A 24,946-nucleotide genomic window follows, 5' to 3' on the forward strand; every position below is an offset into this window, starting at 1 on the left:
TCAGACGGTCGTGCGGTCGCGGCCCTCCCAGAACGGCTTGCGCAGATCCTTCTTCATGATCTTGCCGGTCGGGTTGCGCGGCAGCTCCTCGGTGATGTCGACACTGCTCGGGCACTTGTAGCGGGCCAGCCGCTCGCGGCACCAGGCGATCAGCTCCTCCTCGGTCGCTGATCCCTCCAGCGAGACAACGGCTTTGACGGCCTCTCCCCACTTGTCGCTGGGAACGCCGATGACGGCCACCTCCACGACCGCCGGGTGCTCGGCCAGCACCCGCTCCACCTCGATGGAGTAGATGTTCTCGCCACCGGAGATGATCATGTCCTTGAGCCGGTCCTCGACGAAGATGTAGCCGTCGGCGTCGATGCGCCCGATGTCGCCGGTGCGGAAGAAGCCGTCGGGGGTGATGGCGTCGGCGGTGGCGTCGGGGCGGTTGTGGTACCCCTTCATCAGCTGCGGTGTGCGGAACCACAGCTCACCCTGCTCGCCTTCGGGAACGTCCTCCATGGTGTCCGGGTTCACCACCCGCAGTTCGGCGTTCGGGATCAGCGTGCCTGCACTCACCAGCCGTTCCGGGTGCTCGGTGTCGCGGTGTTCCTCGGGCATCAGGTGACTGATCACCCCGCACACCTCGGTCAGCCCGTAGACCTGGATGAAGTCGGTGCCGGGCCAGGCCTCGAGCGCGGCCCTCAGCAGCGGCAGGGGCATCGGCGAGGCGCCGTAGCAGTACGTCTTCAACGCGCCGAACAGCTTGACGGCATCCTCGCCGGACTCGAGCACCTTGGCCAGCACGGCGGGCACCAGGAAGGTCCGGTTGGCGCCCTTGAGGATCGCGCCGGCCAGCGATGCGCCGTCCACCTCGCGGGTCATCACGCTGGGCACGCCGTCGTGGATGCCGAACTGCACGTACGACGAACCACCGACGTGGAAGAGCGGCATCGACACCATGTTCTTGTCGCCCTCGTCGAAACCCCAGCCGTCGTGCGCGTTCACCGTGTGCGCGACGACGTTGGCCTGCGACAGCATCACACCCTTGGGCCGGCCGGTGGTGCCCGAGGAGTACATCACCAGGCAGACGTCGTCGGGTTCGACGGCGTCCGCGCGTCCGGTCGGGGTGGCGGCGGCCAGCAGGGCCTCGTACTCGTCGCCGTCGGCGCCGTCGGGCGTGACCTCGACGATGTGCTCGAGCGAGAGGCGGTCGCGGATCTTCTCGATCGCCGGGCGCAGTTCGGCGCCGACGACGAGCACCTTGGCGCCGCAGTCGTTGAGGACGAAGTCCAGTTCGTCGCCGGCCAGCCGGAAGTTGATGATCGCGTTGGCGGCGCCGAGGGACGCGGCGGCCAGCGTCAGTTCGACACCGGCCGGGTGGTTCTTGTCGAGGAACGCCACGACGTCACCGCGGCCGACGCCGAACCCGCCGAGCGCCCCGGCAAGCCGGCGGATCCGGTCGTTCCACTGTGCCCATGTCCAGGACCGGTCCAGGTAGACGAAGGCCTCCTCGTCGGGTTTCACCTCGGCCCAGTGCGCGGGCCGGTCATCGAGGAAGCGCGGAGGCGGCAGCTCAGGCATGCGCAAAGCGTGCCATGACAACGGCGGTTGTCAATCCTCTTTGGCCGGTTCGGGCGCGGTGATCGCCGGGTCGTGGATGCGACGCAGGCCCTTGCGGTCGTAGTAGCGGGTGACCACGGCCCCGATCAGCAGACCGATCACCAGACCGACGCTCGTCATCACCAGCGAGTGGGTGAGCCCGGCATCGGCGCGCCCGTCCAGATAGAGCAGCGCCCGCGCGCCGAGGAACACCTGATGCATCGGCTCGAACGTCGCCAGCCAGCCGAAGACCTTGGGCGCCGCCTCCAGCGGGATCGTCGCGCCGTTCGAGGGCAGGCCCAGCATCACGAAGATGAACAGGTTGACGATCAGACCCATCGAACCCAGCACGGACACCAGGGAGGTCGCGGTGATCCCGACCGCCGCGATCGTGAACACCCCGTAGAGCCACAGGGTCAGGACATTCGGGATCGGCATCCCCAGTGCCGCAGCGATGCCGATGTAGGCGGCCGAGGTGAGCACCGCAAGGATCACCATGAACGCCCACTTGATCACCAGGGTCCGGAACCGCGAGATGTTCACCTTCTCGGCGAACCGGTACACCGGCCCCAGCTCCGCGGGGATGTAGCCCAGCATCGAGTCGACCAGCGAGCTGACGATGATGCTGCCGGTGAACCCGGCCAGCAGCAGCAGCAGCGCGTAGTAGAACGCCGACAACCCGTTGCCGGTGCCGCTGGGCAGCGGATCGTGGTCGTTGACCTGGATGTCGACCGGGCTGGACAGCGTCAGCGCCACACCGGCGGGCAGGGCGGTGCCACCGCCGGCCTGGGTGACCTCGGCGGTGACCTTCTTGCCGATCGTGGTGTTGGCCTCCTGCACGGCCTTGCTGAGCGCGAGACCGGCGATGCTGCCGCCGAGCTCGCCTGCCCGCGGATTGGTCGACACGGTGATCACCGGCCGGACCACCTCCCCCGGCCGGGCGGCGCCGGTCGCGAGTGCCTGCAGACCCGCCGAGAAGTCGGCCGGAATCTGCACCACCCCGTACACCTGCGCGGAGTCCAGCTGCCGGTCGGCTTCTTCGGCGGAGAGCACCCGCACGTCGAAGTCGTGGGAATCGAGGCCGGACACCAGCCCGTCGGCGATCTGCTTCCCGTCGGGCCCCTGGTCCTGGTTGACGACGGCCACCGGGAAGTGGTGCAGGTTCGAGGTCGGGTTGAGGATCCCGCCGAGATAGAGCGCCGCCAGCGCTGAGAACACGACCAGGACGACGATGATCGGTTGCAGCCAGAATCTCGGCGTGCGGATGGTGGCGAGCGGGTCAGGTGCGGCGTGCCGCGCGTGCTCGAGCGAGTGCATCGGAGCTCCTGTCATCGGGGGCGGGTGTGGTCCAGCGGGCGGGGGCGCAGCAGCACGAGGGCGAGCACGATCGCGGCCACCGGGACGGCGGTCATCATCAGGCTCAGGGTGTGAATGGCGTCGATCATGGCATCGGTCGCGCCCTCGACGACCTCCCTCGCGCGCTGCGGGTCGAGTACGTTGCCACCGCCGACCGAGGACACCGAAGTGCCGTGCGCGATCTGCAGCGCCTCGCGGGCCTGCGGCTCCGTGATGCCCGAACCGGCCAGCCGCTCCATGCCGTCACGGAGGAACAGGGTGGTGCCGACGAGCGCGAACACCGCCGGACCGAGGGAGTATCCAGCTTGTCCGACAGCGGATTTCACCGCCGACACCGATCCGCCGAGGTCCACGGGTGCCGCCGACATCATGATGGTGGACTGCGGCGTCTGCACCACCGCACCGCCCACGGCGTTGAGCAGCACCGCGGCGAACAGCAGCCACATCGACGTCTTCTCGCCGACCGTCGTCAGCACCAGCAGACCGGCGAGCAGCAGCAGCAGTCCGGTCACCAGCACCGCACGCTCACCGAAGCGCGTCGCGGCCCGGCCCGAACCCGTCGCGGCGAGCGCCTGCATCAGCGTGGCGGGCACCAGCAGCAGCCCGAGCAGCGCCGGCGACTCACCGCGCACCGTCACCAGATAGTAGGCGAACAGGATCGTGGTTCCGCCTGTGATGAAGTTGAACGCGGCGCCAGCGGTGATTGCGGCGTTGAACCGTCCGGACCGGAAGATGCGCAGATCGAGCGCCGGATCCGGAGTCGACCGCTCTCGGAGCCAAAAGGCCGCCCCCGCAACGACACCAACCACGATGGCGACGACCGCATCGGTGTTCAGTCCGCGCTGCAACCGCGAGATCCCGTAGACGAGCGCGAGCAACGCGGCCGCGACGAGCGCCAGGCCCGGTACGTCCAGGCGGCCGGGCGCCCGCGGCGTCTCGGGCACATACCGCAGGTGGATCACCAGGGCGACGACGGCCGCGACGGGTGCTACCAGGAATCCCGTCCGCCACCCCAGGTGTTCGGCCAGCAGGCTGCCGATCGCGGGCATCGGTGTGGTGAGGGCGAATCCGGCGCCGAGGTACAGCCCGATCGCCGCCGCACGCCGTTGCGGCGGGAACACCGCGTTGATGGTCGCCAGCGAGAGGCCCAGCAGGAAGGCGAACGCCACACCGGACCCCGCGCGGGCGACCATCAGCACCGCACCGGTCGGCGCCGCCGCGGCGAGGACGCCGAAGGCGATCGCCCCGAGCAGGCCGCCGGTGAACATCCGCTTCATGCCGTAGAGGTCGCCGAGCGCACCGGCGCCGAGCACCGCGGCCGCCAGTGTGAGGGTGGCGAGGCTGGCCACGAAACTGGCCGTGCTGGGCAACATCTCCAGTCCGGCACGGACCTCGGAGATGTTGGCCGACAGAATGGTCGGATCGGCCGCGGTGATGCTGTAGCCCAGCCCCATCGCGACGACGGTCATCGTGGCCGCAAGGCCGGACACCGTCGCCGGCGAATCGTCGCGCTGCGCGTCGGGAGCCGGCGACGTCATCCCGTGTGTACCGGACGGCCCGCCAGATACGTTGCCCGGACGTCCAAGTCGGCGATCTTCTCCGGCGGGACCGAACGCGGGTCGGCCGAGAGCACCACCATGTCGGCGTACTTGCCAACCTCCAGCGAGCCGATCACGTCGTCGGAGAACAACTGCCACGCGGCGTCGATGGTCTGCGCGCGGATGGCCTGATCGACGGTCAACCGCTCCTCCGGCCCCAGCACCCGGCCACTCGGCGCGGTGCGGGTGACCGCGACGCTGATGTTGCGCAGCGGCTCCTCCGGTGTGACGGGCGGATCGTTGTGCAGCGAGATCCGCATGCCCGTCCTCACCGCCGAACCGCAAGGCATCCAACGGTTTCCGTGTTCGGGCCCGAACAACCCGTCGACGATGACGTCGCCCCAGTAGTGGATCTGGTCGACGAAGATGCTGCAGGTGACGCCGAGGTCGTGGGCACGCTGCAACTGCTCGTCGCGGATCGCGCCGACGTGCTCGAGCCGCAGCCGGTGATCATCGCGCGGATGCTTGGCCAGCAGGTGCTCGTAGACGTCCAGGATGGTGTCGACGCCCGCGTCGCCCTGCACGTGACACGCCATCGGCCAGCCGAGCGGGAAGTAGGCCTCGACGATCTCGGTGAGCTGCTCGCGCGAGTAGTTGGCGTGCCCGCAGGACCCCGGCACCACCCCGATCGTGCGGGTCGCCTCGGTGTCGAGGTAGGGGAAGGACAGGTCGATGTTGCCGATCCACGGCGACCCGTCGACCCAGATCTTGATGCCCACCTGACGGACGATGTCGTCGCCGTCACCCGGACTGGCCGCCGTGCTCATCTCGGGATTGGAGATCTCGTAGGTGCGCAACCGGACGGTCAGGTGGTCGCGCATCTGGTCCACCAGCGGCCGGAACACCGGGTCGAAGGCCATCTCCGAACAGGTGGTCAGGCCGGCCTTGTTCAGCCGGGCGCACTCCGCGAGCAGCATCTGGGGGAAGTCGGCCACCGTGGTGGCTCCGGACATCAGTGGAAACACCGCGCCGGTCTCCTCGGCGGTGCCGTCGAGTTCGCCGGCTTCGTCGCGGCCGTACTTGGCGCCCTTCGGATCCGGGGTGTCGCGGTCGATCCCGGCGTTGCGACCGGCGACCGAGTTGAAGAAGGCCTTGTGCCCGGAGTTGTGGATGATCACCAGCGGCGTGCTGGGCGCGATGCCGTCGAGCCACGCCAGCGACGGCTCGGGCAGGCCGGGCTGCAGCAGGGCGTCCCAGCCGACGAGATAGGCGCCCGCGTCGCCGCGCTTGTCGACCTCCGCGCGCACCATGGCGACGATCTGGTCGGCGTCGGTGACGGTGACCGGCCGGATGTCGACCATCCGATCGGACAGCACGACCGCCTCCATGAGCGGATGACCGTGCGCCTCGACGAGGCCGGGCATCACGCAACCCGAGCCGATGTCGACCACCTCGGTGTCCGGGCCGATCCACCCGTCGATCTCGGCGCGGTCCCCGACGGCGGCGATGCGGCCTCCCGATACGGCCAGCGCCTCGGCCGTGGGCTGCGCGGGATTGACGGTGAGGACATTTCCGGTGATGACAAGGTCAGCTGCAGGCACCGGGTGATGGTAGCTGCGACGCGTTGACCTGCGGTGACCTTCCCGCTGAACCGTCACCAAGAATTTGCTGAAAAATTTCTTCGCCGCCATGTCGATTTTCGGGGGGTGCCGCTCGACGTATGTGCGAGGGCACGATGGAGCGGGCCCCTTCCACACCGAAGAAGGAGACGAAGAAATGGCGCGTTACATGCTGATCATGCGGTCCACCCCCGAGGCCGAGGCCGCGATGGCGGAGCTGGAGATCGACTTCGACGAGATCATCGAGTCGATGGGCCGGTTCAACGAGGAGCTCATCAAGGCCGGCGTGCTGCTGGCCGGCGAGGGGCTGACCGGACCGGAGGAAGGTTTCGTCGTCGACTTCAACGCCGATCCGCCGGTGGTCACCGACGGCCCCTACACCGAGGCCAAGGAGTTGTTCAACGGCTTCTGGATCCTCGACGTGTCGTCCAAGGAGGAAGCCAAGCAGTGGGCGCGGAAGGTGCCGCTGGGCAAGGGCGTGAAGCTCGAGGTGCGCCGTGTCTCGGAGACCGACGAGTTCCCCGCGGACAATCCCTGGGTGCAGAAGGAGATCCAGTGGAAGGCCGACCTGGCCGAGAAGATCGCGGCGCAGGCACGGGCCGACGCCGACAAGTTCGCGAGCCGCTGAGCGACTCCGCCGGCTATCTGGCGCGGATCCTGATGGGTCCGCGCCAGTCGGCATCGGGGTCCAGAACCTCACCGCGCTGGGTGATCTCGACGTCGCCCGCCCGGGCCATCTCGCGGGCCGCGGCGCGGGCGTCGTCCATCAGGTCACGCCAGTGATCGCCGCCGACGGCGCGGGCCGCGTCGGAGGGACAGGTGCTGCTGGTTGGGCCGCGATGCATCGCAAGGGCGCGGATCGCGGCCCGCAGCCGGTCGGGCATCGGGCCGTCGGCCAGGGCCGTGCCGGCATCGCGCGCGGCCGGCGTCGCGCCCTCGGCGATCCGCCCGAGCTGCGCCCGTAACGCGTCACTCACGCCGTCCATGATTCCCGGTGGCCGATGACCACCGGGAACCGGACGATCAGAAGAAGGTCTGCGTGTTGGTGACCGTGCCGTTGTCGCACTTGATGGAGACGTTCCAGTTCGCGAACTTCGGGATGGCGGGGACGATCGCGAGGTCGAAGGAACCGTTGGCGGGCAGCGGGAAACTGCGCGAGTAGCCGTCGGAGTCGTAGGTGCACTGCGAGGCGACACCGCTGCGGTCGGCGATGTGCGCGGTCAGCCCACCCACCCGCGGCGACCAGTTCACCGTCGGCCCCTGCTTCGGCGCCTCGGCCTTGGGCGCCGGCTTCTCCTCGGGCTTCGGCTGGGCCGGGGCGGCCTTGGCCACCCGGGATGCCGCGGCGGCGTTGTCGGTGGCCGCCTCGTCGCGGACCGACGGGATGACGCACACCTTGTCCCCCGGGCTGGCCTCGCGCCACACGAAGCCCGACTTGCATGTCGGACTGCCGGGCACCGCGTTCCCTGCGGCCGCGGCGTTCTCCGCGGCGGTGCGCGACCGCACGCCCGGCGTGACGCAGACGTGGTCGCCTGCGAACGCCTCGCGCCAGACGAAGCCCGGGATACAGGCGTCGGGTTGCGCCGCCGCCGTGGGCGCCAGCGCGATCGCCCCGCCCGCGGCGAGTAGCGCTGCGGCCAGCGGAGCGAGAGCTACGCGCTTTGCTTGAAACGTTGACATTTCGACCTCATCTCACGGGCATGACCCTCGTCAGTGCCTCTACGTCGGGAATTGTGCGCCGCTTGACTGATCTTGCGGAAGCGAACAGAACGTTACGAATTTGCTCACTTGATTACGCGAGTAGTCGCCTACTCCGTCCGCGACGGCGCAGCACTCCACACGCGGCCGCCGGCAACAACGGGGATCGCCTTCTGCATTTCTGGAACACGTTCTAGTCTGAGTGCCATGACCTCGGTTGCTGATTCCTCCCGCGAACTCTCGTCGGCCGACCGGCTGCGCCATCCGATCCACTCCGGGCACCTCACGGTGGGCGCGCTCAAGCGCAATCGGGACCGCCCGGTGCTGTTCCTCGGCGACACCACGATGACCGGCGGCCAACTCGCCGAGCGCATCAGCCAGTACATCCAGGCGTTCGAGGCGCTGGGCGCGGGCACCGGCGCGGCCGTCGGGCTGCTGTCGCTGAATCGGCCCGAGGTGCTGATGATCATCGGGGCGGGGCAAACTCAGGGCTATCGCCGCACGGCACTACACCCCCTTGGGTCGCTGGAGGATCACGCCTACGTGCTGTCCGATGCCGAGGTCACCGCCCTGATCATCGACCCCAACCCGATGTTCACCGAGCGCGCGCTGGGACTGCTGGAAAAAGTGCCGACGCTGCAGAAGATCCTCACCATCGGTCCGGTCCCCGAGGCGCTGGCGGACGTCGCGGTGGACCTCAGCGCCGAGGCGGCCAAGTACGAGCCGCGGCCGCTGGTGGCCGCCGACCTGCCGCCCGACCACATCGGCGGACTGACCTACACCGGCGGCACCACCGGAAAACCCAAGGGCGTGATGGGCACCGTGCAGTCGATCACCACGATGACGACCATCCAGCTCGCCGAGTGGGAGTGGCCGGAGCGTCCGCGGTTCCTAATGTGCACCCCGCTGTCGCACGCCGGGGCGGCCTTCTTCGTGCCCACGGTGGTCAAGGGCGGCGAACTGATCGTGCTGACGAAGTTCGATCCGGCCGAGGTGCTGCGGGTGATCGAAGAGCAGAAGATCACCGCCACCATGCTGGTGCCGTCGATGATCTACGCCCTGATGGATCATCCGGATTCGCACACCCGTGACCTGTCGTCGCTGGAGACCGTCTACTACGGCGCCTCGGCGATGAACCCGGTTCGGCTCAAGGAGGCGATCCGCCGGTTCGGACCGATCTTCGCCCAGTACTACGGGCAGTCTGAGGCGCCGATGGTGATCACCTACCTCGCGAAGGGCGATCACGACGAGAAGCGGCTGACGTCCTGCGGCAGGCCGACGGTGTTCTGCCGCACGGCACTGCTCGGCGAGGACGGACAGCCCGTGCCGCAGGGCGAGGTCGGTGAGATCTGCGTGTCCGGGCCGCTGCTGTCCGGCGGCTACTGGAAGCTGCCCGAGGCCACCGCGGAGACCTTCCGCGACGGCTGGATGCACACCGGCGACCTGGCCCGCGAGGACGAAGACGGGTTCTGGTACATCGTCGACCGCACCAAGGACATGATCGTCACCGGCGGCTTCAACGTGTTCCCCCGCGAGGTCGAGGACGTCGTCGCCGAACACCCGTCGGTGGCCCAGGTGTGCGTGATCGGAACCCCCGACGAGAAGTGGGGCGAGGCGGTGACCGCGGTGGTGGTGTTGCGGCCCGACGCCGCGTCCGACGAGGACGCCGTCGCGACGATGACCGCGGAGATCCAGGCCGCCGTCAAGGAGCGCAAGGGCTCGGTGCAATCGCCCAAGCAGGTCATCGTCGTCGACTCGGTGCCGGTGACGGCGCTGGGCAAGCCGGACAAGAAGGCGGTGCGCGCCCAGTTCTGGGCGGACTCCGGCCGCGCCGTCGGGTAACCGCTGCGTTTCGGCGTTTTACCGATACCCGGGGCGGGTAAAGAGTGGCCGACACACCATCGAGACAGGACACTCACCGCGATGACCGACCCGACCACCGCCGCAGCCGCGTCCCCCACCTCCACGACCTCCGAGGCCCTCAGCACCTGGGCGCTCTTCCTCAGCATGATCGCGATCGTCGGGTTCGCGATGAGCATCGGCGCCTTCGGCCTCGACCGCATCGGCCTGTCGTTCGGCGCCGGCCTGTTGTCGCTGACCAGCTTCGTGGCCAGCATGTTCTTCTTCCATGCCGACGCCGAGGACCCCGCCGACTCCTGACCGACCGCGCTAGCGTGGCGGAGTGCCGGACACCGACCTCCGCGAGACCGTCGACGCCGTCTGGAGGATGGAGGCGGCCAAGATCGTCGCGACGCTGACCCGCGTGGTCGGCGACGTCGGAATGGCCGAAGACCTGGCGCAGGAAGCCCTGATAGAGGCGCTCGTCCAGTGGCCCGACGCCGGGGTGCCGCGCAACGCCGGCGCCTGGCTCACCACCGTCGCCAAGCGCAAGGCCATCGACCACTGGCGACGGCAGGAGTCACTGGACGCCAAGTACGCCGTACTGGCGCGTGAGCTGGAGAACCACCTCGACGAACCGGCGTGGGATCCGGACCGCATCGACGACGACGTGCTGCGGTTGATGTTCATCTCCGCTCACCCCGTGCTGTCACGGGAGAGCCAGATCGTGTTGACGTTGCGCGTGATCGGCGGTTTGACCACCGAGGAGATCGCCCGCGCGTTTCTCACGTCGAAGGCGACGATCGCGGCGCGTATCACCCGGGCCAAGAAGACGCTGGCGGCCGCGGAGGTGCCGTTCGAGGTGCCACCGCGCGACGAGTACCCGCAGCGACTCTCGGCGGTGCTCGCGGTGATCTATCTGATCTACAACGAGGGCTACTCCGCGTCGTTCGGGCAGCGCTGGATCCGCGACGAACTGTGCAGCGAGGCACTGCGACTGGGCCGGGTGCTCGCCGCCCTGACGGACACATCCCCGGGTCGCGGCGCTCCTGCCCACCGGCCCTCCGAACCCGAAGTGCACGGACTCGTCGCGCTGATGGAATTCCAGTCCTCGCGCTTCGCGGCGCGCACCGACACCGACGGCCGGGCGATCCTGCTCGAGGACCAGAACCGGGCGAAGTGGGACCGTGCGCAGATCCAGCGCGGCGTAGCGGCACTCGCGAAGGCGGCGGAAGCGGTGCAGCGCAGGGGAACCGGCTGGGGTCCCTATGCATTGCAGGCGGCGCTGGCCGAATGTCACGCCGTCGCGCCGACCGCCGAAGACACCGACTGGGCGCGCATCGTCACGCTGTACGACGGGCTGATCCAGGTGGCCCGCTCCCCGGTCGTCGAACTCAACCGTGCGGTGGCCGTCGCGATGGCCTCCGGCCCCGCCGAGGCGCTGGCCATCGTCGACGGCATCACCGGCCTCGACGATTCCTATCTGCTGCCCAGCGTGCGCGGTGAATTGCTGGCGCGGTTGGGCCGCCACGACGAGGCGGCAGAGGAGTTCGACCGCGCCGCAGCGCTGACCGACAACGAGCGCGAGCGGGACGTGTTGACCGACAAGGCGACTCGGGCGCGATCGGGCTAGGCGCCCGGCACCGCGGTCCGTGCGGCCACCGAATCCGCCGATGCGGTGTCGAACACGTCGATGACGACGTCGGTGTCGCGGTAGCCGCCGATGTGGTGCAGGCCGGCGGTGGCGGCGATGACGTCGTTGGCATGGTCGCCGCTCATCGGGTAGTCCTCGACACGATGCCGCCAGTGCGCGGCAAGCACCGTCGCGCCGGGCGACAGCCGCGGCACCTGCCGGTCGAGCACCGCCCGCAGGGTGGCCGGTTGCAGGTAGTAGCAGACCTCCGAGAGCACTACGAGGTCGAATCGTGCCTGCGGCCACGGGCCGTCGATCGACTGCCGCAGCAGCGTCACCTGACGCCTGCGCTGAGCGGCGAGCAACCGCCGGTGGGTGGCGTCGAGGGCGCCGGTGGCGATGTCGGTCGCCGTCACATGGTCGCACCGGGCGGTGAGCTGTTCGGTGAGCACACCGACCGAACACCCCGGTTCATAGGCGTGCCGGTACCGCGGGTAGGGCAGCAACGCCATCGTGATCGCGTACTTGCGGCGCTCGTACCACCTGCCCTGCAGCTGCCACGGGTCGGCGGCTTTGGCGTACATCCGCTCGAAGTAGTCGTCGGGCAGTCGGGACGTCACCGGAACACCACCTCCCCCACCGTCAGCAATCGAGCGAGCACGTACGGCGGCAGCACCGCTTCCAGCCCATCCGGCTCGAATTGACTGCGGAAACACTGTGCCGCATCGATTTTACGCTTCATCGAGGAGTCGGTCAGTGACGATCGGTGGGCCGTGTGCCACGGCACCGTGTCATCGCCCGGTTCGGCCCAGTGCCACATCCACAACGGATACTCCAGCAGCACCGCACCGGTTCGGGCGGTCGCCTCGGCCGCCGCCCGGCCGACGGCCTCGTGATCGGGGTGGCCGTCGCCGCGCCAGGTGGCCGCGCACCAGGCGCCGGCCGGTTCGGCGGTCAGCGCCTCGGCGAGTGCGTCGGTGAGACCGGCCTGGTGACCGGCGACGTCGCCGTCGGGCAGGCCCAGTCGCGTCGGCGCACCGATGCCGAGTGCAGCCGCGGCGCAACACACTTCGTCGCGCCGGGTCTGCGCCAGTGCCCCGCGCTGCGCCGCCGTCGCCTCCGGGTGCGCGGCGTCGCCGTCGCTCACCGACAACACCCGCACGGGTATCCCGCGCTCGGCCGCCGCGGCGATGGCGCCACCGAAGCCGAGCGTCTCGTCGTCCGGATGCGGGGCCACCACCACCAGGGCCGGGCAGTGCTCCCACTCCAGCTCGGGGAAGGTGAGATCAGCTGCGCGCCAGACATCCGCCGCAGTGCCTCCTCCGGCGATCGGCCGGGCCGCGAAACGGCCGGCATTGCTCACCGCCGCTCACCGGCCAGGCGCCCCAGCGCTTCGAGATCGCGTTCGGCGTGACTCTGCCGGACGTAGACGGTCAGGTCGGCGACGTGGCGGGCGTGGGCGGCGTCCTGACTGAGCGGTCCTGGCCCCAGCGCCCGGCCCGTCCGGGTGAGGACCTCGTCGACCGCGGTCTCCACGACCGCTCGGCAGCGCCGGGCGCACAGTTCGGCGGTGCTGTTCCGGTCGTCGGGGTCGGCGTCGACCTCGGCCGCGGCCTGCGCGAGTGTCGCAGCGGCCGCGGTGAGCGCGGCGTCCACCGCGCCGAGGTGAGCCAGCGTGTGTGGTTCCTCGCGGGCGGCGGCCGAATACAGCGGAGCGGCAACCGCTCTGGCACCTCCGAGCCAGCACGCGGCGACCCCGATCGCGCCGTGCCAGAATCCCGGCCGGCTGAGGTACTCACCCGGGGACCCGACCGGGGTTGCCGGAGCGCCGCTGAATTGCACGGAACGCGTGTCGGATTCGGCCATGCCGGCGTTGCGCCAACTGCTCGGCAACGGCCGCACCCGCTGATGACGCAGGTCCACGGCGAACAAACCCCGGGTACCGTCGTCGCCCACGCGCGCCGTCACCAGCGCGTGCGTGCACAGGCCGGCTCCCGAACACCACACCTTGGTGCCGTGCAGTGCGATCCCCTCCCCGGCGGGCTGGGCGCGCAGCACCGCGTCACGGGATTCGGCCGCCCACACACCCCACAGCTCACCCGCCCGTACCTGAGGGCCGACGAGATCGGCGAGAATCGCCGCGGCATCGCAGTGCGCTTCGGCCAGTCGCCCGGCCACCACGTCCAATTCGGTGAGCTCGGCGAGCCTGCGCCAGCGCTGCGCCGTGTCGCCGCGGCCCGGTAACGGCAGGTTCAGCTCACCCGCCGCCAGCCACCGCGCCAGTTGCGCCGGGATCACGCCGGCTCGCCGGTCCTGCGCCGTGATTTCGACAGGGTACGCAGATGCGACGCGAATCCGCTGGGCGCGCGGGCATCGCGGCGCGCGGAGGTGATCACGCTCAGCGCCGCGTCGCGGCGAATGTGCCTGCCGGCCGCCTCGAACCGTTCGACGAGTTCGACGTCCTCACCGGTCGGCAACGCGCGGAAGCCGCCGACGTTCCAGTAGGCAGCCGCATTGAAGCCCATGTTCGCACCGTGAACATGGTTGTGCCCGTTGCCGTTTCGCGACACTTTCGCCTGGTAGGCGCGCAGGTACCGCCGCGCCACCTCGGCCGGGAAGTTCCGCCAGTCCGGCACCCGGACCACACCGAGCACCATGTCCGCATACGTCGATGTCATCCGCAGCAGCCAGTCGGCGGGGACCAGGCTGTCCGCATCCGAGGTGGCGTACCACGTGCGGACCGGGTCGGCGCCGGTGCAGGTCGAGCGCGCGTAATCGAAACCCGCGGCACGCGCGGCGCCGACGTTGCCCGCGTCGACCTCCACGAAATGCACGTCCGGGCCGAACCGCCCGGCCAATGCGGCGCTGTCGTCGCCGCAGGCGTCGAGCACCACGACGGTCAGCACGGGCACCGGTGAGCACAGTGTCGCGGTCGCCAGGGCGCGCAGGCTCTTCGGCAAATTCGTCGCCTCGTCGTGGGCGGGGATGACCACCGCGATCTGCTCGAGCTCCGGCACTGCTGTTAATTATCCCGTAGCGGCATTTTTCACACCTGGCACGATGGCGACCATGGTGCATGTGGACGCCGTTCTGTTCGACTTCTCCGGCACGCTGTTCCGGCTCGAGGAGGACGAGAGCTGGTTCGCCGGCATGGAGATCGACGGCCGCCACGTCGACCGCCACGCGCAGTCCGAGATCATGCGACGGCTGACGCAGCCGGTCGAACTGGCGGTTCCGCTGACGCCGGACGCGCACCACGCCTGGACGCAGCGAGACCTGGAGCCGGCGCTGCACCGCGAGGCCAACCTTCACGTGCTGCGCGCGTCGGGACTCGCCGACCACCATGCCGACGCGCTGTACGCCCGGCTGATCGACCCCGCGTGCTGGACGCCGTACCCCGACACCGTCGACGTGCTCGCCGCCCTGCGGGCCCGTGGGGTCAGGACGGCGGTGGTCTCCAACATCCCGTTCGACATCCGGCCAGCGTTCGCGGCCATCGGCGCCGGCGTCGACGAGTTCGTGCTGTCGTTCGAAGTGGGGGCCATCAAACCCGACCCCGCGATCTTCGCCGAGGCGCTCACCCGGCTGGGCGTCGACGCCGCCCACACCGTCATGGTGGGCGACAGCGAGGAGGCCGACGGCGGAGCCCGCGCCCTGGGCTGCGAGTTCGTCCTCGTCGAGCCGCTACCCACCGCGCAGCGGCCCGACGGCCTGCGCCGCGCGCTGGCCGAGCACGGCCTGCCGGTCTGCGCGTAGCGTCGCGACCATGTCCGGCAGCGAGCGAATCCGGCCGCCGTGGTGGCTGAAGTACGTGAACAAGGTGATGATCGCGGTGAACAAGACCGGCCTGCTCAAGGACGGTCCGGTGGTGCTGACGGTGACGGGCCGCAAGTCCGGCCAACCCCGGTCGACGCCCATCACCCCCTTCGAGGTGGACGGCCGGCGCTACGTCGTGGGCGGTCTTCCCGGCTCGGACTGGGTGCGCAATGCCCAGGCGAATCCTGACGCCGTGCTGCTGCGCGGCAGGACCCGTGAACCCGTGCGTTTGGTCGAGCTGCCCGCCGAGGAGGCCCGGCCGCTGCTCCGGCAGTTCCCGGTGCTGGTGCCCACGGGGGTCGGTTTCATGAAGAACGCCGGCCTGGTCACCGGGCCGCACCCCGACGAGTTCGAGGCGCTGACCGGGCGCTGCCCGGTGTTCCGCTTCGACCCGGTGACGTAGCGTCTCTCGCTGTGAGCGACAACCCCTTCGACCCGTCGGCCTGGCAGCCCGTGCCCGGGTTCGAGCTGTCCGACATCACCTACCACCGCCACGTCGTCGACGGCAGGCCGCAGCCCACCGTGCGGGTGGCGTTCGACCGGCCCGAGGTGCGCAACGCGTTCCGTCCGCACACCGTCGACGAGCTGTACCGCGTGCTCGACCACGCCCGGATGTCGCCCGACGTCGGCGTGATCCTGCTGACCGGCAACGGGCCCAGCCAGAAGGACGGCGGCTGGGCGTTCTGCTCCGGCGGCGACCAGCGCATCCGCGGCCGCACCGGCTACCAGTACGCCGCAGGCGAGACGGCCGACACCGTCGACGCGGCCAGGGCCGGCCGGCTGCACATCCTCGAGGTGCAACGGCTCATCCGCTTCATGCCGAAGGTCGTCATCTGCCTGGTCAACGGCTGGGCCGCAGGCGGCGGGCACAGCCTGCACGTGACCTGCGACCTGACGCTGGCCAGCCGCCAGCACGCCCGCTTCAAGCAGACCGACGCCGACGTGGGCAGTTTCGACGGCGGCTTCGGCAGCGCCTACCTGGCCCGTCAGACCGGTCAGAAGTTCGCGCGCGAGATCTTCTTCCTCGGCCGCGCCTACGACGCCGAGCAGATGCACGCGATGGGCGCCGTGAACGCCGTGGTCGATCACGCCGAACTCGAATCCGAGGCGCTGCAGTGGGCGGCCGAGATCAACGGCAAGTCGCCGCAGGCGGTGCGGATGCTGAAGTTCTCGTTCAACCTCATCGACGACGGACTCGTCGGCCAGCAGGTGTTCGCCGGTGAGGCAACGCGATTGGCGTACATGACCGACGAGGCGGTCGAGGGTCGCGACGCGTTCCTGGAGAAGCGCGACCCCGACTGGAGCGGGTTCCCCCGCTACTTCTGAAGGCGGTTCCCGCGCGCCGCCTAGACTTCGACAGTGATCAGAAGCTCGCTGCGCCGACTGTCCGAGAGCCTGCTGCTGGCCAGCATGCGACCGCCGCTGACCGACCAGCTGATGCAGCGGCGCCCCGTAGTGGACCTCGCGGGCAAGCGGATCCTGCTGACCGGCGCGTCGTCCGGCATCGGTGAGGCCGCGGCGGAGAAGCTCGCCCGGCGCGGCGCCACCGTCGTCGTGGTGGCCCGCCGCCAGGACCTGCTCGACGCGGTCGCGCAGCGGATCGTGGCCGCAGGCGGGGATGCGCGGGCGCGGGCGTGCGACCTGTCGGATCTGGACGCCGTCGACGAGCTTGTCGCCGAGGTGGAGCGGGAGCTCGGCGGCATCGACATCCTGATCAACAACGCGGGCAAGTCGATTCGGCGGCCGCTGGCCGAGTCGCTGGATCGCTGGCACGACGTCGAGCGCACGATGACGCTCAACTACTACTCGCCGTTGCGGCTCATCCGCGGCCTCGCGCCCGGGATGATCGAGCGGGGCGACGGCCACATCATCAACGTCTCGACGTGGGGCGTGCTGAGCGAATCCTCGCCGCTGTTCGCCGTCTACAACGCCTCCAAGGCGGCGCTGAGCGCGGTGAGCCGGGTCGTCGAGACCGAATGGGGCAAGGACGGCGTGCACTCGACCACGCTGTACTACCCGCTGGTGAAGACACCGATGATCGCGCCGACACGCGCCTACGACGGGCTGCCCGCGCTGAGTGCGTCCGAGGCCGCGGACTGGATGGTCACCGCCGCGCGCACCCGGCCGACCCGGATCGCGCCGCGCATGGCGGTCACCGCGCACGCCGTCAACAGCTTCTCCCCCGCGGCCGTCGACGCGATCATGAAGCGCCAGCAGGTGCAACCGAACTCCTGAACCGCCGGCGGGAGTGGATCAGTCCTGAGCCGCGATGTCCGGATACACCACGTGACGGGCCTGGTCACCGCCGTTGCGGCGGGCGAGAGTCATGGCCGTCGCGGCCTCGGCGATGAGTTCGTCGAGCAGGCTCTGTGGCGGGTACTCGGCCAGTCCTCGCAGCGGGGCACTCACCACCCCGATGCTCGCGGCGTTCTTCGCCGGCGTCGTCGCGATGGCGTGACGGACCCGGTCGACCAGTGGCGTCGCGTCGGGGGCGGCGAAGCAGTCGGCGATGAGGAAGTCGGCGTCGGGCAGGTGACCGGTGACCGCGTCATGGCGGGTCGTGTCGCGCAACACCTGAGCGACGTCGACCCGTGCGCGGCTCGCGGCGGCGGCCCCCCGGGTGTCAGCCAGCTCGTCCAGCGCATCAAGACTCACGTAGAGCAGGACGAAGTGGCGGTCGTCGGCCCGGTCGCGGGTCGCGATGAACGTCGCTGCGTCGCGGTAGAAGGCGGGCCGGTTCAGCAACCCCGTCAACGGGTCGATGTCCGCGTTGAGGGAGTCGATGCCCAGCAGATGCACCAGGCTCTGGGCGGCGAGCGGAAGGGCGAGGTTCACGATCAGCAGGAAGCCGAACGCCGTCATCGCCATGGCGGGATCACCGTCGGCGACGAGCCGCGTCGCGAGGACGAGCGTGGTGCCCACGGCGACCACGAGGTTCACCGCCATCAGACGCGGTGTGTGGAAGAAGCCGATGTAGCCGCCGAGGACCGCGAAGCCGGTGCTCGCCAGCAGCCCGGCCAGCGGAGCGCTCTGGGCCAGGCACAGCGCGCTGATGCCCGCAGACGACAACAGTGCGAACACGACCGAAAGCCGCGGACTCGGCCAGGTCACCACCAATGAACCGACCGCAAGCAACGCCGCAAGAATCGCCACGGCCACCGCGACCAGGCGGCTCGCGGTGCCCTGGGGCCCGGACGGACTGCCGATCGTGGCGATGATCAGCACGGCCAGACCGCCCAGTGTCGCCGCCATGGCGTACCGCATCCCGACGTGCACCCGACGTGCCGCCAGGAACGCGGTCATCCAATGGAAGTGATCGGGTTGCGTCCACCACCGTCGGATCGCTGAAGCCACCACGCCGCCTCCCTATGCGTTGGCGCTGCTCGCAACCTAACCCGCCGTACCCGCAGTATCAAGCGTTGCTAAGCGTCCCCGGCACCGGGTGGTAGACACAACGCATGGAGATCCTCGCCAGCCGGATGCTGCTGCGGCCGGCGGACTATCAGCGGTCCTTGGCGTTCTACCGCGACGAGATCGGCTTGGCGATCGCCCGTGACTACGGCGCAGGCACGGTGTTCTACGCCGGCCAGTCACTCATCGAGCTCGCCTCGCACGGCGGTCCGGACGCCTGCGGGACCATCTGGCTGCAAGTTCGCGACGTCTATGCGACGGAGTCCGAACTGTCTGGCCGCGGCGTCCCGATCGCCCGCGAGGCCCGCCAGGAGCCGTGGGGCCTGCACGAGTTACACGTCGCCGACCCCGACGGCGTCAACCTGATCTTCGTGCAGGTTCCCGAGGACCATCCGCTGCGCCGCGACACCAGGAACTGACGGCCGATCGGGTCAGCGTGCGGGTGCCGCCAGCGGCCAGCCCACCGACGCCAGCCGGGAAGCCACCTGGTGGATCTCCTCCGGATTGGGCTCCTTGTCGATGACGGCCTGCACCGCGGTGCGAATCTGGGCCTCGGTGACGGAGTCCGACTCGGTCGACCGGAGCACCGACTGGGCGGCCTTGACCACCTCGTCCTCGGACAGTGAGCGCTTGAGCAGCGCGAGCAGCGGGAAGTAGTCCTTCTGCGGCACGCCCTGCGGGTAGCCGTCGTGCAGCCAGGCGAGCACGTTGTCCAGAACGCCCTGGTTCTCTGTCATCGCTTGTCGCCTCACTTAGCCGGGATGAACGGGACGGGATTGAATCCGAAGTGGTGTTCGATCGTGGTCCGGGTGATCCACAGCAGTGCGATGACGATCACCGCGGCGACGACGGTGAACAGCGCAAGGCCGAGGAACTTCAGCGCCGGGTTGGGCGCGCGGGTGGTGCCGTCGGCGTCGACGTTGCCCGCGCCTGCCGAATAGGCCACCAGGCCGTAGGCGAAGATCGCGGGCAGGCCTGCGCCCAGGACCAGGCCGATCACCAGCACCTTGAAGATGCTCTCCAGATACACCATCGGGATTCCTGTTCTCGCCGTCAGACCGTCGCGGCGGGCTTGGTGGACTCGGTCGCCTCGCGCAGTTCCGCGGGCACCACCGAGTTCGTGCTGTCGTCCCAGTCGGCGTTGACGTTGTTGTGGTCGACCTTCTGCTGCTGGGCACGCCACCACATGTAGCCGGACAGCCCGACCAGGATCAGGAAGATCAGGCCGTCGCCCACCAGCTGCGTGGTGAAGCCGGCGACCGTGTGGGAGATCCAGAACGACAGGGCGCCAACGAGTCCGGCGGCGGGCAGCGTGACCAGCCAGGCCAGTGCCATCCGGCCGGCGACGGCCCAGCGCACCTGGGCGCCCGGCTTGCCGACGCCGCTGCCCAGGATCGAGCCGGTGGCGACGTGGGTGGTGGACAGCGCCATGCCCGCGGCGCTGGAGCTGAGGATGATCGCGGCCGACGACGCCTCGGCGGCGAAGCCCTGCGGCGACTCGATCTCGACGAGGCCCTTGCCCAGCGTGCGGATGACGCGCCAGCCGCCGAGGTAGGTGCCGAGGCCGATGGCGATCGCGCAGGAGGCGATGATCCAGAACGGCAGGCCGTTCTCCTTCACGTCGCCGCTGAGGTGGCCGGTGGTGATGAGTGCGAGCGCGATGACACCCATGGTCTTCTGCGCGTCGTTGGTGCCGTGCGACAGGGCCACCAGCGAGGCGGTGGCGATCTGGCCCCAGCGGAAGCCGTCCTCGCGGCGCTTCGCGAAGACCCGCCGGGTGATCCGGTAGACCAGCCACGTTCCGCAGCCGGCGACCAGGCCGGCGATCACCGGGGCGGCGACGGCGGGGATCAGCACCTTCTGCGTGACACCCGCCCAGTTGATGCCCGCGAGTCCGACGGCGGCCAGGCCGGCGCCGATGAGGCCGCCGAAGAGTGCGTGCGAGGAACTCGACGGGATGCCGAACAGCCAGGTCAGCAGGTTCCACAGGATGCCGCCGATGAGGCCGGCGAAGATGATGGTCAGGCCCATCGACGCATCGATGTTCGGCAGCAGTGTGCCGGTCTTGCTGTCCTGGATCTTCAGCACCGAGGTGGTGACCGTGAGGGCCACCTCGACCGACAGGAAGGCGCCGACGAGGTTGAGCACCCCGGCCAGCAGCACCGCCGTCTTCGGCTTGAGAGCCCGGGTCGCGATCGAGGTCGCCATCGCGTTCCCGGTGTCGTGGAACCCGTTGGTGAAGTCGAAAGCCAGTGCCGTTGCAATCAGCAGCACCAGGATGATCAGCTCGGAGCTCATGATGTTGATTCTGAGGGACTCTCAGCCAAATCCGCTAACGACTCGCGCCCGAATCCGGACCAATGAGCAGCGGCTTTACCAGATCCCGTGAGCTGTTCATCTGATGTTCATTCAGCGTCCCCCGGTTGGACGCACAGCAAGCCCACAGCTTGGGTCCGGACGCCCGATCTGCGGGTCCGGCACTACCATCGAAGCAACCGAACGTCGTCGGAAGTGACAGCCGAAGTGACACTGTGACCAAGTTCCTGGCGAAGATCGCCGCGTGGATCACCGCGGGTTACCCCGAGGGCGTCCCCGGGGCTGACCGGGTGCCCCTGCTGGCGCTGCTGCGCCGGCGGCTGTCCGACGACGAGGTCCGCACCCTCACCCAGGATCTGATCGATCGCGGCGAGTTCGACCAGTTCGACATCGGCGTGCTCATCACCCAGTTCACCGACGAACTGCCCGTGCCCGAGGACATCGAACGGGTCCGGTCCCGGCTGGCCGAGCAGGGTTGGCCACTCGACGATGCGCGCGACGCCGGGGAGGACGAATAGCCGTCCTGCGCGCCCTGGCCGTCCACCAGGGCGGTGCGGCCGCCTCGGTCCTGCCCGACGTGGCGGACGTGCTGGCCGGCCGCGGCCCCGCACTGCTGCCGGTGCCCGCTCACGACGATCGCCAGACCGCCCTCCTGACAACGGCTTTGCGTGCCGGCGAGGCGATCGACGACGACGTCGCCGTGGTGATGGCGACGTCGGGCACCACGGGGACGCCCAAGGGGGCGATGCTGACCGCCGCGGCGCTGGTGGCCAGTGCTGAGGCGACGCACGCCCGGCTGGGCGGCCCCGGCCGCTGGCTGCTCGCGCTGCCGGCCTATCACGTGGCGGGCCTGCAGGTGCTGGTGCGCAGCATCGTCGCGGGCTCCGATCCGGTCGCGGTGCCTGCGGACGTCGACCCGGCCGACCTGCCCGCCGCGGTGCGGGCGATGGGTTCCGGCAGGCGCTATGCCTCGCTGGTGGCCGTGCAGGTGGACAAGGCGCTGCGCTCGCCCGTCGCCGCGGCGGCGCTGGCCGAGCTGGACGCCGTCCTGGTCGGCGGCGGACCGTTGCCCGCCGGCCTTGCCGAACGCGCTGCGGCGGCGGGCATTTCGGTGGTGCGGACGTACGGCATGAGTGAAACCGCGGGCGGCTGCGTGTACGACGGCCTGCCGCTCGAGGGAGTGCAGCTGCGACTCGACGACTCACGCATCGTGCTGGGCGGCGCCACGGTGGCCAAGGGCTACCGCAACCCCGTCCGGCCCGACCCGTTCGCCGAACCCGGCTGGTTCCGCACCGACGACGTCGGCGCGGTGGACGATTCGGGCCGGCTCCGCGTGCTCGGCCGGGTCGACGACGCGATCAGCACAGGAGGTCTCACGGTGCTGCCGCAACTGGTGGAGGCCGCCCTGGCGACCCATGCCGCCGTCGCGGACAGCGCGGTGTTCGGCGTCCCCGACGACCGGCTGGGTCAGCGGGTGGCGGCCGCGCTCGTCCTCACTCCCGGCGCGGCTCGCCCGTCGGTCGCCGACCTGCGCGCGCACGTCGCGCAGACACTCGACGTCACGGCCGCGCCGCGTGACGTGCACGTCGTCGACGATCTGCCGCGCCGTGGAATCGGCAAGGTGGACCGGCGTGCGCTCGCCGCCCGGTTCAGTCCACCGGTTTGAGCGGATCGTGCCCGATGGTCATCAGCCGGTGGCGCCAGTTCTCCTGCCCGGCTTTGGGCTCCATGTCGACACCTCGCTCGGCGTGGATGCGGTCGACGACCTTGCGCATCGTGTGCTCGTCCTCGGTGGTCAGGTCGACCCGCCGCTTCTGCAGCACCGCGAGCACCTGCCTGCCCGTCTGGCTACCGGCGTGGTCGGGTAGTTCCTCGCTGTCCTCGTCGGCGGACCTGGTGCGCAGCCAGTCCTGCAGCTCGCGGGACGACATGTTGACCACGCGGTGGAATTCGTTCCACAGGTCGTCGGTGACCTCTACGTGTTGCGACATGGTGGTCGGCTACCCGCGTCCGGGAGCCGTCAATCGGTTGGCACGCTCGGGCATGATGAATGCATGCGCCGAGAAGTGACCACCGTCGACGAGCTGCGCGCGATCGTCGGACACCCCAACTCGTTCGTCGCGAACAAGGTGAGCCCCCAGCTGTCCGAGGTGCACCAGAACTGGCTCAGCGCTGCACGACTCGGGTTCGTGGCCACCTACGACGCCGACGGCCGGGTCGACGTGTCGCCGAAGGGGGACCCGGCAGGCTTCGTGCACATCATCGACGAGTCGACGATCGCGATTCCCGAACGGCCGGGCAACAAGCGCGTCGACGGCTACCTCAACGTGCTGGAGCGGCCGCGGGTCGGCTCGGTGTTCGTCATCCCCGGACGCGGCGACACGCTTCGCGTCAACGGCAGTGCCCGCGTGCTCGCGGACGCCGACTACTTCGACGCGCTGGCCGTCAAGGGCAAGCGGCCCATCCTCGCGCTGGAGATCGACGTCGAGGAGGTGTTCTTCCACTGCTCCAAGGCTTTCATGCGGTCGGACGCGTGGAAACCGGAGAGCTGGACCCCCGACGTCGTGCCGTCTGTCGCGCAGCTCGCCAAGACGTTCAAGCCGACCATGAGTCAGGACGAGCTGGACGCGTACTACAGCGAGGACAACCTGCGGAAGATGCTCTACTGACCAGCGCGCCGGTGTCACCGAATGGTCAGGCCGCCGCCCTGCGGTAGCCCATAGGCTGGCGGTCGTGCGGGCGTATCGCAGAGAGGCGATCTCGGTCACCATCGGCGTGCTGCTGCTGGTGGCCGCGTTCGTCGTCCCGCACCTGCACCTCGACGTGGTCACCCCGCTGCTCAACGCCACGCCCGAACGGTTCCGCAGCTTTGCCGCCACGTCACCGGTGTTCGGCTGGTGGGAGGCACACACCGGGTGGGGCACCGCACCGGCGATCCTCATCGCGCTGGCCGCGGTGCTGTGGGGCCCGGCACTCGCACAGCGCCTGCCCTGGCGGGCCCTGACTTTCGGCGTATGGGCGACGTCCGCGGCGTGGGCGTTCGCACTGGCCATGGTCGACGGCTGGCAGCGCGGCTTCGCCGGCCGGCTCACCGCGCGCCACGAATACCTGCTCGAGGTGCCGAATGTCACCGACGCACCGGAGATGGTCCGCACGTTCGCCGGACGGATCCTGGACTTCCAGCCCGACTCGTGGATCACCCACGTGTCCGGGCATCCGCCGGGCGCGCTGCTGACCTTCGTGTGGCTGGACCGCATCGGCCTGGGCGGCGGCGGCTGGGCCGGGGTGTGGTGCCTGCTGGTCGGCTCGAGTGCCGCGGCGGCGATCATCGTTGCCGTCCGCGCACTCACCGACGAGCACACCGCGCGACTGGCGGCGCCGTTCGTGGCCGTCGCCCCGACGGCGATCTGGATCGCGGTGTCCGCCGACGGCTACTTCGCCGGGGTGGCTGCCTGGGGACTCGCGCTGCTGGCGCTGGCCGTCCGCCGCACCGTGCGGTGGCCGGAGGTGGCCGCCATCGCCGCGGGCGCGCTGTTGGGCTGGGGCATCTTCCTCAACTACGGCCTCGGATTGATCGCGCTGCTCGCCGTCGCGGTGCTGATCTGCGCGGCCGACTGGCGTTGCGCCCTGCGCGCGTTCGCGCCTGCCGTTCTCGCTGCACTCGCCGTAGTGGGCGCGTTCGCCCTGGCCGGCTTCTGGTGGTTCGACGGCTACCACCTCGTGCAGGAGCGGTACTGGCAGGGCATCGCCGTCGAGCGGCCGTTCCAGTACTGGGGCTGGGCCAATTTCGCGTCGGTGGTGTGCGCGATCGGCCTCGGCAGCGTGGCCGGCATCGGCCGGGTCTTCGACATCTCCGCGATCCGCCGTCGCTGCGGGCTGCACATCGTCCTCATCGGCGCGCTGCTGTGCATCGTCTGCGCGGATCTGAGCATGCTGAGTAAGGCCGAGACCGAGCGGATCTGGCTGCCGTTCACGATCTGGCTGACCGCGGCCGGGGCGCTGCTGCCGCCACGCGCGCAGCGGTACTGGCTCGCCCTGAACGTGCTCGGCGCGTTGGTGCTGAACCATCTGATATTCACGAATTGGTGATTCACCCGAGGCAGTTTGGCGGCACCGCGGCCGGGTAGCCGATCGAC

General features: G+C 69.7%; 28 protein-coding genes. 13 read left to right on the forward strand and 15 right to left on the reverse strand.

From position 1 onward, the window contains the following. The 4 genes from AB0K11_RS05895 to AB0K11_RS05910 are packed head-to-tail and all read right to left on the reverse strand — an operon-like array spanning window position 1 to window position 6,079. Window positions 1–1,566 carry a long-chain-fatty-acid--CoA ligase gene (locus AB0K11_RS05895; RefSeq protein WP_364973260.1) on the reverse strand — a complete coding sequence of 522 codons (1,566 nt, stop codon included), beginning with the start codon at window positions 1,564–1,566 and terminating at the stop codon, window positions 1–3. Between the two features lie 30 nt (window positions 1,567–1,596). Then, complete coding sequence (locus tag AB0K11_RS05900; RefSeq protein WP_364973263.1) at window positions 1,597–2,901, reverse strand: YhgE/Pip domain-containing protein; 1,305 nt, start codon at window positions 2,899–2,901, stop codon at window positions 1,597–1,599. Between the two features lie 11 nt (window positions 2,902–2,912). Next, on the reverse strand, window positions 2,913–4,478 hold the full coding sequence (locus tag AB0K11_RS05905; protein WP_364973266.1) for an MFS transporter: 1,566 nt from the start codon (window positions 4,476–4,478) through the stop codon (window positions 2,913–2,915). After that, on the reverse strand, window positions 4,475–6,079 hold the full coding sequence (locus AB0K11_RS05910; protein ID WP_364973269.1) for an amidohydrolase: 1,605 nt from the start codon (window positions 6,077–6,079) through the stop codon (window positions 4,475–4,477). Before AB0K11_RS05910 ends, AB0K11_RS05905 begins: the two co-directional genes overlap by 4 nt. A gap of 175 nt (window positions 6,080–6,254) precedes the next feature. Between AB0K11_RS05910 and AB0K11_RS05915 the strand changes: the two genes are divergently transcribed. Further along, on the forward strand, window positions 6,255–6,725 hold the full coding sequence (locus AB0K11_RS05915) for a YciI family protein (protein ID WP_364973271.1): 471 nt from the start codon (window positions 6,255–6,257) through the stop codon (window positions 6,723–6,725). A gap of 13 nt (window positions 6,726–6,738) precedes the next feature. Here the strand turns inward: AB0K11_RS05915 and AB0K11_RS05920 are convergent, their stop codons facing one another. Continuing rightward, on the reverse strand, window positions 6,739–7,083 hold the full coding sequence (locus AB0K11_RS05920; protein ID WP_364973274.1) for a DUF3253 domain-containing protein: 345 nt from the start codon (window positions 7,081–7,083) through the stop codon (window positions 6,739–6,741). A gap of 37 nt (window positions 7,084–7,120) precedes the next feature. Further along, window positions 7,121–7,777: a hypothetical protein gene (locus AB0K11_RS05925; protein ID WP_364973277.1), complete on the reverse strand. Its 657-nt coding sequence runs from the start codon at window positions 7,775–7,777 to the stop codon at window positions 7,121–7,123. Between the two features lie 225 nt (window positions 7,778–8,002). Between AB0K11_RS05925 and fadD8 the strand changes: the two genes are divergently transcribed. The 3 genes from fadD8 (at window position 8,003) to AB0K11_RS05940 (ending at window position 11,267) form a co-directional block, all read left to right on the forward strand. Beyond that, window positions 8,003–9,637, forward strand: coding sequence for a fatty-acid--CoA ligase FadD8 (gene fadD8, locus AB0K11_RS05930; protein ID WP_364973280.1), 1,635 nt, complete (start codon window positions 8,003–8,005; stop codon window positions 9,635–9,637). An 81-nt stretch (window positions 9,638–9,718) separates the two neighbouring features. Further along, window positions 9,719–9,955, forward strand: a complete 237-nt coding sequence (locus tag AB0K11_RS05935; protein ID WP_364973283.1) for a hypothetical protein — start codon at window positions 9,719–9,721, stop codon at window positions 9,953–9,955. A 67-nt stretch (window positions 9,956–10,022) separates the two neighbouring features. After that, window positions 10,023–11,267 carry a sigma-70 family RNA polymerase sigma factor gene (locus AB0K11_RS05940; RefSeq protein ID WP_364973766.1) on the forward strand — a complete coding sequence of 415 codons (1,245 nt, stop codon included), beginning with the start codon at window positions 10,023–10,025 and terminating at the stop codon, window positions 11,265–11,267. On the opposite strand, the gene AB0K11_RS05945 is transcribed toward AB0K11_RS05940, so the two are convergent. From AB0K11_RS05945 to AB0K11_RS05960, 4 genes are read right to left on the reverse strand one after another with little or no spacing between them, the layout of a single operon-like run. Next, a complete protein-coding gene (locus tag AB0K11_RS05945) occupies window positions 11,264–11,887 on the reverse strand; it encodes an SAM-dependent methyltransferase (protein WP_364973286.1) in 624 nt (207 codons plus the stop codon). The genes AB0K11_RS05940 and AB0K11_RS05945 overlap by 4 nt on opposite strands. Then, window positions 11,884–12,630: a PIG-L family deacetylase gene (locus AB0K11_RS05950; protein WP_364973288.1), complete on the reverse strand. Its 747-nt coding sequence runs from the start codon at window positions 12,628–12,630 to the stop codon at window positions 11,884–11,886. The genes AB0K11_RS05945 and AB0K11_RS05950 overlap by 4 nt, the downstream gene beginning before the upstream one ends. Further along, window positions 12,627–13,562, reverse strand: coding sequence for an acyl-CoA dehydrogenase (locus AB0K11_RS05955; protein ID WP_364973767.1), 936 nt, complete (start codon window positions 13,560–13,562; stop codon window positions 12,627–12,629). The genes AB0K11_RS05950 and AB0K11_RS05955 overlap by 4 nt, the downstream gene beginning before the upstream one ends. Next, window positions 13,562–14,284, reverse strand: coding sequence for a glycosyltransferase (locus AB0K11_RS05960; RefSeq protein WP_364973290.1), 723 nt, complete (start codon window positions 14,282–14,284; stop codon window positions 13,562–13,564). The genes AB0K11_RS05955 and AB0K11_RS05960 overlap by 1 nt, the downstream gene beginning before the upstream one ends. A gap of 43 nt (window positions 14,285–14,327) precedes the next feature. Between AB0K11_RS05960 and AB0K11_RS05965 the strand changes: the two genes are divergently transcribed. The 4 genes from AB0K11_RS05965 to AB0K11_RS05980 are packed head-to-tail and all read left to right on the forward strand — an operon-like array spanning window position 14,328 to window position 17,318. Further along, on the forward strand, window positions 14,328–15,023 hold the full coding sequence (locus AB0K11_RS05965; protein WP_364973293.1) for an HAD-IA family hydrolase: 696 nt from the start codon (window positions 14,328–14,330) through the stop codon (window positions 15,021–15,023). A 10-nt stretch (window positions 15,024–15,033) separates the two neighbouring features. Continuing rightward, window positions 15,034–15,486: a nitroreductase family deazaflavin-dependent oxidoreductase gene (locus tag AB0K11_RS05970; RefSeq protein ID WP_364973296.1), complete on the forward strand. Its 453-nt coding sequence runs from the start codon at window positions 15,034–15,036 to the stop codon at window positions 15,484–15,486. A gap of 11 nt (window positions 15,487–15,497) precedes the next feature. Then, window positions 15,498–16,409: a 1,4-dihydroxy-2-naphthoyl-CoA synthase gene (locus tag AB0K11_RS05975; RefSeq protein ID WP_364973298.1), complete on the forward strand. Its 912-nt coding sequence runs from the start codon at window positions 15,498–15,500 to the stop codon at window positions 16,407–16,409. A gap of 33 nt (window positions 16,410–16,442) precedes the next feature. Beyond that, window positions 16,443–17,318 (forward strand): SDR family oxidoreductase, encoded by an 876-nt coding sequence (locus tag AB0K11_RS05980; RefSeq protein WP_364973301.1) that lies wholly within the window; start codon window positions 16,443–16,445, stop codon window positions 17,316–17,318. 18 nt (window positions 17,319–17,336) lie between these two features. Here the strand turns inward: AB0K11_RS05980 and AB0K11_RS05985 are convergent, their stop codons facing one another. Next, window positions 17,337–18,386, reverse strand: coding sequence for a diguanylate cyclase (locus AB0K11_RS05985; RefSeq protein WP_364973303.1), 1,050 nt, complete (start codon window positions 18,384–18,386; stop codon window positions 17,337–17,339). Between the two features lie 155 nt (window positions 18,387–18,541). On the opposite strand from AB0K11_RS05985, the gene AB0K11_RS05990 reads away from it, so the two are divergent. After that, the gene (locus AB0K11_RS05990; protein ID WP_364973305.1) at window positions 18,542–18,913 is read left to right on the forward strand and encodes a VOC family protein; all 372 of its coding nucleotides are present in this window, start codon (window positions 18,542–18,544) and stop codon (window positions 18,911–18,913) included. 12 nt (window positions 18,914–18,925) lie between these two features. Here AB0K11_RS05990 and AB0K11_RS05995 read toward each other — a convergent pair whose 3' ends face one another. The 3 genes from AB0K11_RS05995 to AB0K11_RS06005 are packed head-to-tail and all read right to left on the reverse strand — an operon-like array spanning window position 18,926 to window position 20,792. Next, window positions 18,926–19,231: a DUF3349 domain-containing protein gene (locus AB0K11_RS05995; protein WP_364973307.1), complete on the reverse strand. Its 306-nt coding sequence runs from the start codon at window positions 19,229–19,231 to the stop codon at window positions 18,926–18,928. Window positions 19,232–19,242: 11 nt separating this feature from the next. After that, complete coding sequence (locus AB0K11_RS06000; protein ID WP_364973309.1) at window positions 19,243–19,527, reverse strand: hypothetical protein; 285 nt, start codon at window positions 19,525–19,527, stop codon at window positions 19,243–19,245. 20 nt (window positions 19,528–19,547) lie between these two features. Next, the gene (locus tag AB0K11_RS06005) at window positions 19,548–20,792 is read right to left on the reverse strand and encodes an inorganic phosphate transporter (protein ID WP_364973311.1); all 1,245 of its coding nucleotides are present in this window, start codon (window positions 20,790–20,792) and stop codon (window positions 19,548–19,550) included. Window positions 20,793–21,025: 233 nt separating this feature from the next. Here AB0K11_RS06005 and AB0K11_RS06010 point away from each other — a divergent pair, with 233 nt between their 5' ends. Continuing rightward, the gene (locus AB0K11_RS06010; protein ID WP_364973313.1) at window positions 21,026–21,328 is read left to right on the forward strand and encodes a DUF3349 domain-containing protein; all 303 of its coding nucleotides are present in this window, start codon (window positions 21,026–21,028) and stop codon (window positions 21,326–21,328) included. A 50-nt stretch (window positions 21,329–21,378) separates the two neighbouring features. Next, complete coding sequence (menE, locus tag AB0K11_RS06015) at window positions 21,379–22,476, forward strand: o-succinylbenzoate--CoA ligase (protein ID WP_364973770.1); 1,098 nt, start codon at window positions 21,379–21,381, stop codon at window positions 22,474–22,476. Here the strand turns inward: menE and AB0K11_RS06020 are convergent. Continuing rightward, window positions 22,460–22,801 (reverse strand): DUF3140 domain-containing protein, encoded by a 342-nt coding sequence (locus AB0K11_RS06020; protein ID WP_364973315.1) that lies wholly within the window; start codon window positions 22,799–22,801, stop codon window positions 22,460–22,462. The genes menE and AB0K11_RS06020 overlap by 17 nt on opposite strands. 63 nt (window positions 22,802–22,864) lie before the next feature. On the opposite strand from AB0K11_RS06020, the gene AB0K11_RS06025 reads away from it, so the two are divergent. Further along, entirely contained in the window at window positions 22,865–23,479 is a 615-nt protein-coding gene (locus AB0K11_RS06025; RefSeq protein ID WP_364973317.1) for an MSMEG_1061 family FMN-dependent PPOX-type flavoprotein, read from the forward strand. Window positions 23,480–23,543: 64 nt separating this feature from the next. Continuing rightward, the gene (locus tag AB0K11_RS06030; RefSeq protein ID WP_364973320.1) at window positions 23,544–24,899 is read left to right on the forward strand and encodes a hypothetical protein; all 1,356 of its coding nucleotides are present in this window, start codon (window positions 23,544–23,546) and stop codon (window positions 24,897–24,899) included. The last annotated feature ends 47 nt before the right edge of the window (window positions 24,900–24,946 follow it).

This window comes from Mycobacterium sp. NPDC050551 (assembly GCF_040674075.1).
In the GTDB taxonomy this organism is placed as follows: domain Bacteria; phylum Actinomycetota; class Actinomycetes; order Mycobacteriales; family Mycobacteriaceae; genus Mycobacterium.

What these genes read in the sequence shown, in the direction of transcription:
- AB0K11_RS05895 (WP_364973260.1), bottom strand. Translation starts at nt 1,566, where the DNA reads ATGCCTGAGCTGCCGCCTCCGCGCTTCCTCGATGACCGGCCCGCGCAC.
- AB0K11_RS05900 (WP_364973263.1), bottom strand. Translation starts at nt 2,901, where the DNA reads ATGCACTCGCTCGAGCACGCGCGGCACGCCGCACCTGACCCGCTCGCC.
- AB0K11_RS05905 (WP_364973266.1), bottom strand. Translation starts at nt 4,478, where the DNA reads ATGACGTCGCCGGCTCCCGACGCGCAGCGCGACGATTCGCCGGCGACG.
- AB0K11_RS05915 (WP_364973271.1), top strand. Translation starts at nt 6,255, where the DNA reads ATGGCGCGTTACATGCTGATCATGCGGTCCACCCCCGAGGCCGAGGCC.
- AB0K11_RS05920 (WP_364973274.1), bottom strand. Translation starts at nt 7,083, where the DNA reads ATGGACGGCGTGAGTGACGCGTTACGGGCGCAGCTCGGGCGGATCGCC.
- AB0K11_RS05925 (WP_364973277.1), bottom strand. Translation starts at nt 7,777, where the DNA reads ATGTCAACGTTTCAAGCAAAGCGCGTAGCTCTCGCTCCGCTGGCCGCA.
- fadD8 (WP_364973280.1), top strand. Translation starts at nt 8,003, where the DNA reads ATGACCTCGGTTGCTGATTCCTCCCGCGAACTCTCGTCGGCCGACCGG.
- AB0K11_RS05935 (WP_364973283.1), top strand. Translation starts at nt 9,719, where the DNA reads ATGACCGACCCGACCACCGCCGCAGCCGCGTCCCCCACCTCCACGACC.
- AB0K11_RS05940 (WP_364973766.1), top strand. Translation starts at nt 10,023, where the DNA reads ATGGAGGCGGCCAAGATCGTCGCGACGCTGACCCGCGTGGTCGGCGAC.
- AB0K11_RS05965 (WP_364973293.1), top strand. Translation starts at nt 14,328, where the DNA reads ATGGCGACCATGGTGCATGTGGACGCCGTTCTGTTCGACTTCTCCGGC.
- AB0K11_RS05970 (WP_364973296.1), top strand. Translation starts at nt 15,034, where the DNA reads ATGTCCGGCAGCGAGCGAATCCGGCCGCCGTGGTGGCTGAAGTACGTG.
- AB0K11_RS05985 (WP_364973303.1), bottom strand. Translation starts at nt 18,386, where the DNA reads ATGACCGCGTTCCTGGCGGCACGTCGGGTGCACGTCGGGATGCGGTAC.
- AB0K11_RS05990 (WP_364973305.1), top strand. Translation starts at nt 18,542, where the DNA reads ATGGAGATCCTCGCCAGCCGGATGCTGCTGCGGCCGGCGGACTATCAG.
- AB0K11_RS05995 (WP_364973307.1), bottom strand. Translation starts at nt 19,231, where the DNA reads ATGACAGAGAACCAGGGCGTTCTGGACAACGTGCTCGCCTGGCTGCAC.
- AB0K11_RS06000 (WP_364973309.1), bottom strand. Translation starts at nt 19,527, where the DNA reads ATGGTGTATCTGGAGAGCATCTTCAAGGTGCTGGTGATCGGCCTGGTC.
- AB0K11_RS06005 (WP_364973311.1), bottom strand. Translation starts at nt 20,792, where the DNA reads ATGAGCTCCGAGCTGATCATCCTGGTGCTGCTGATTGCAACGGCACTG.
- AB0K11_RS06020 (WP_364973315.1), bottom strand. Translation starts at nt 22,801, where the DNA reads ATGTCGCAACACGTAGAGGTCACCGACGACCTGTGGAACGAATTCCAC.
- AB0K11_RS06025 (WP_364973317.1), top strand. Translation starts at nt 22,865, where the DNA reads ATGCGCCGAGAAGTGACCACCGTCGACGAGCTGCGCGCGATCGTCGGA.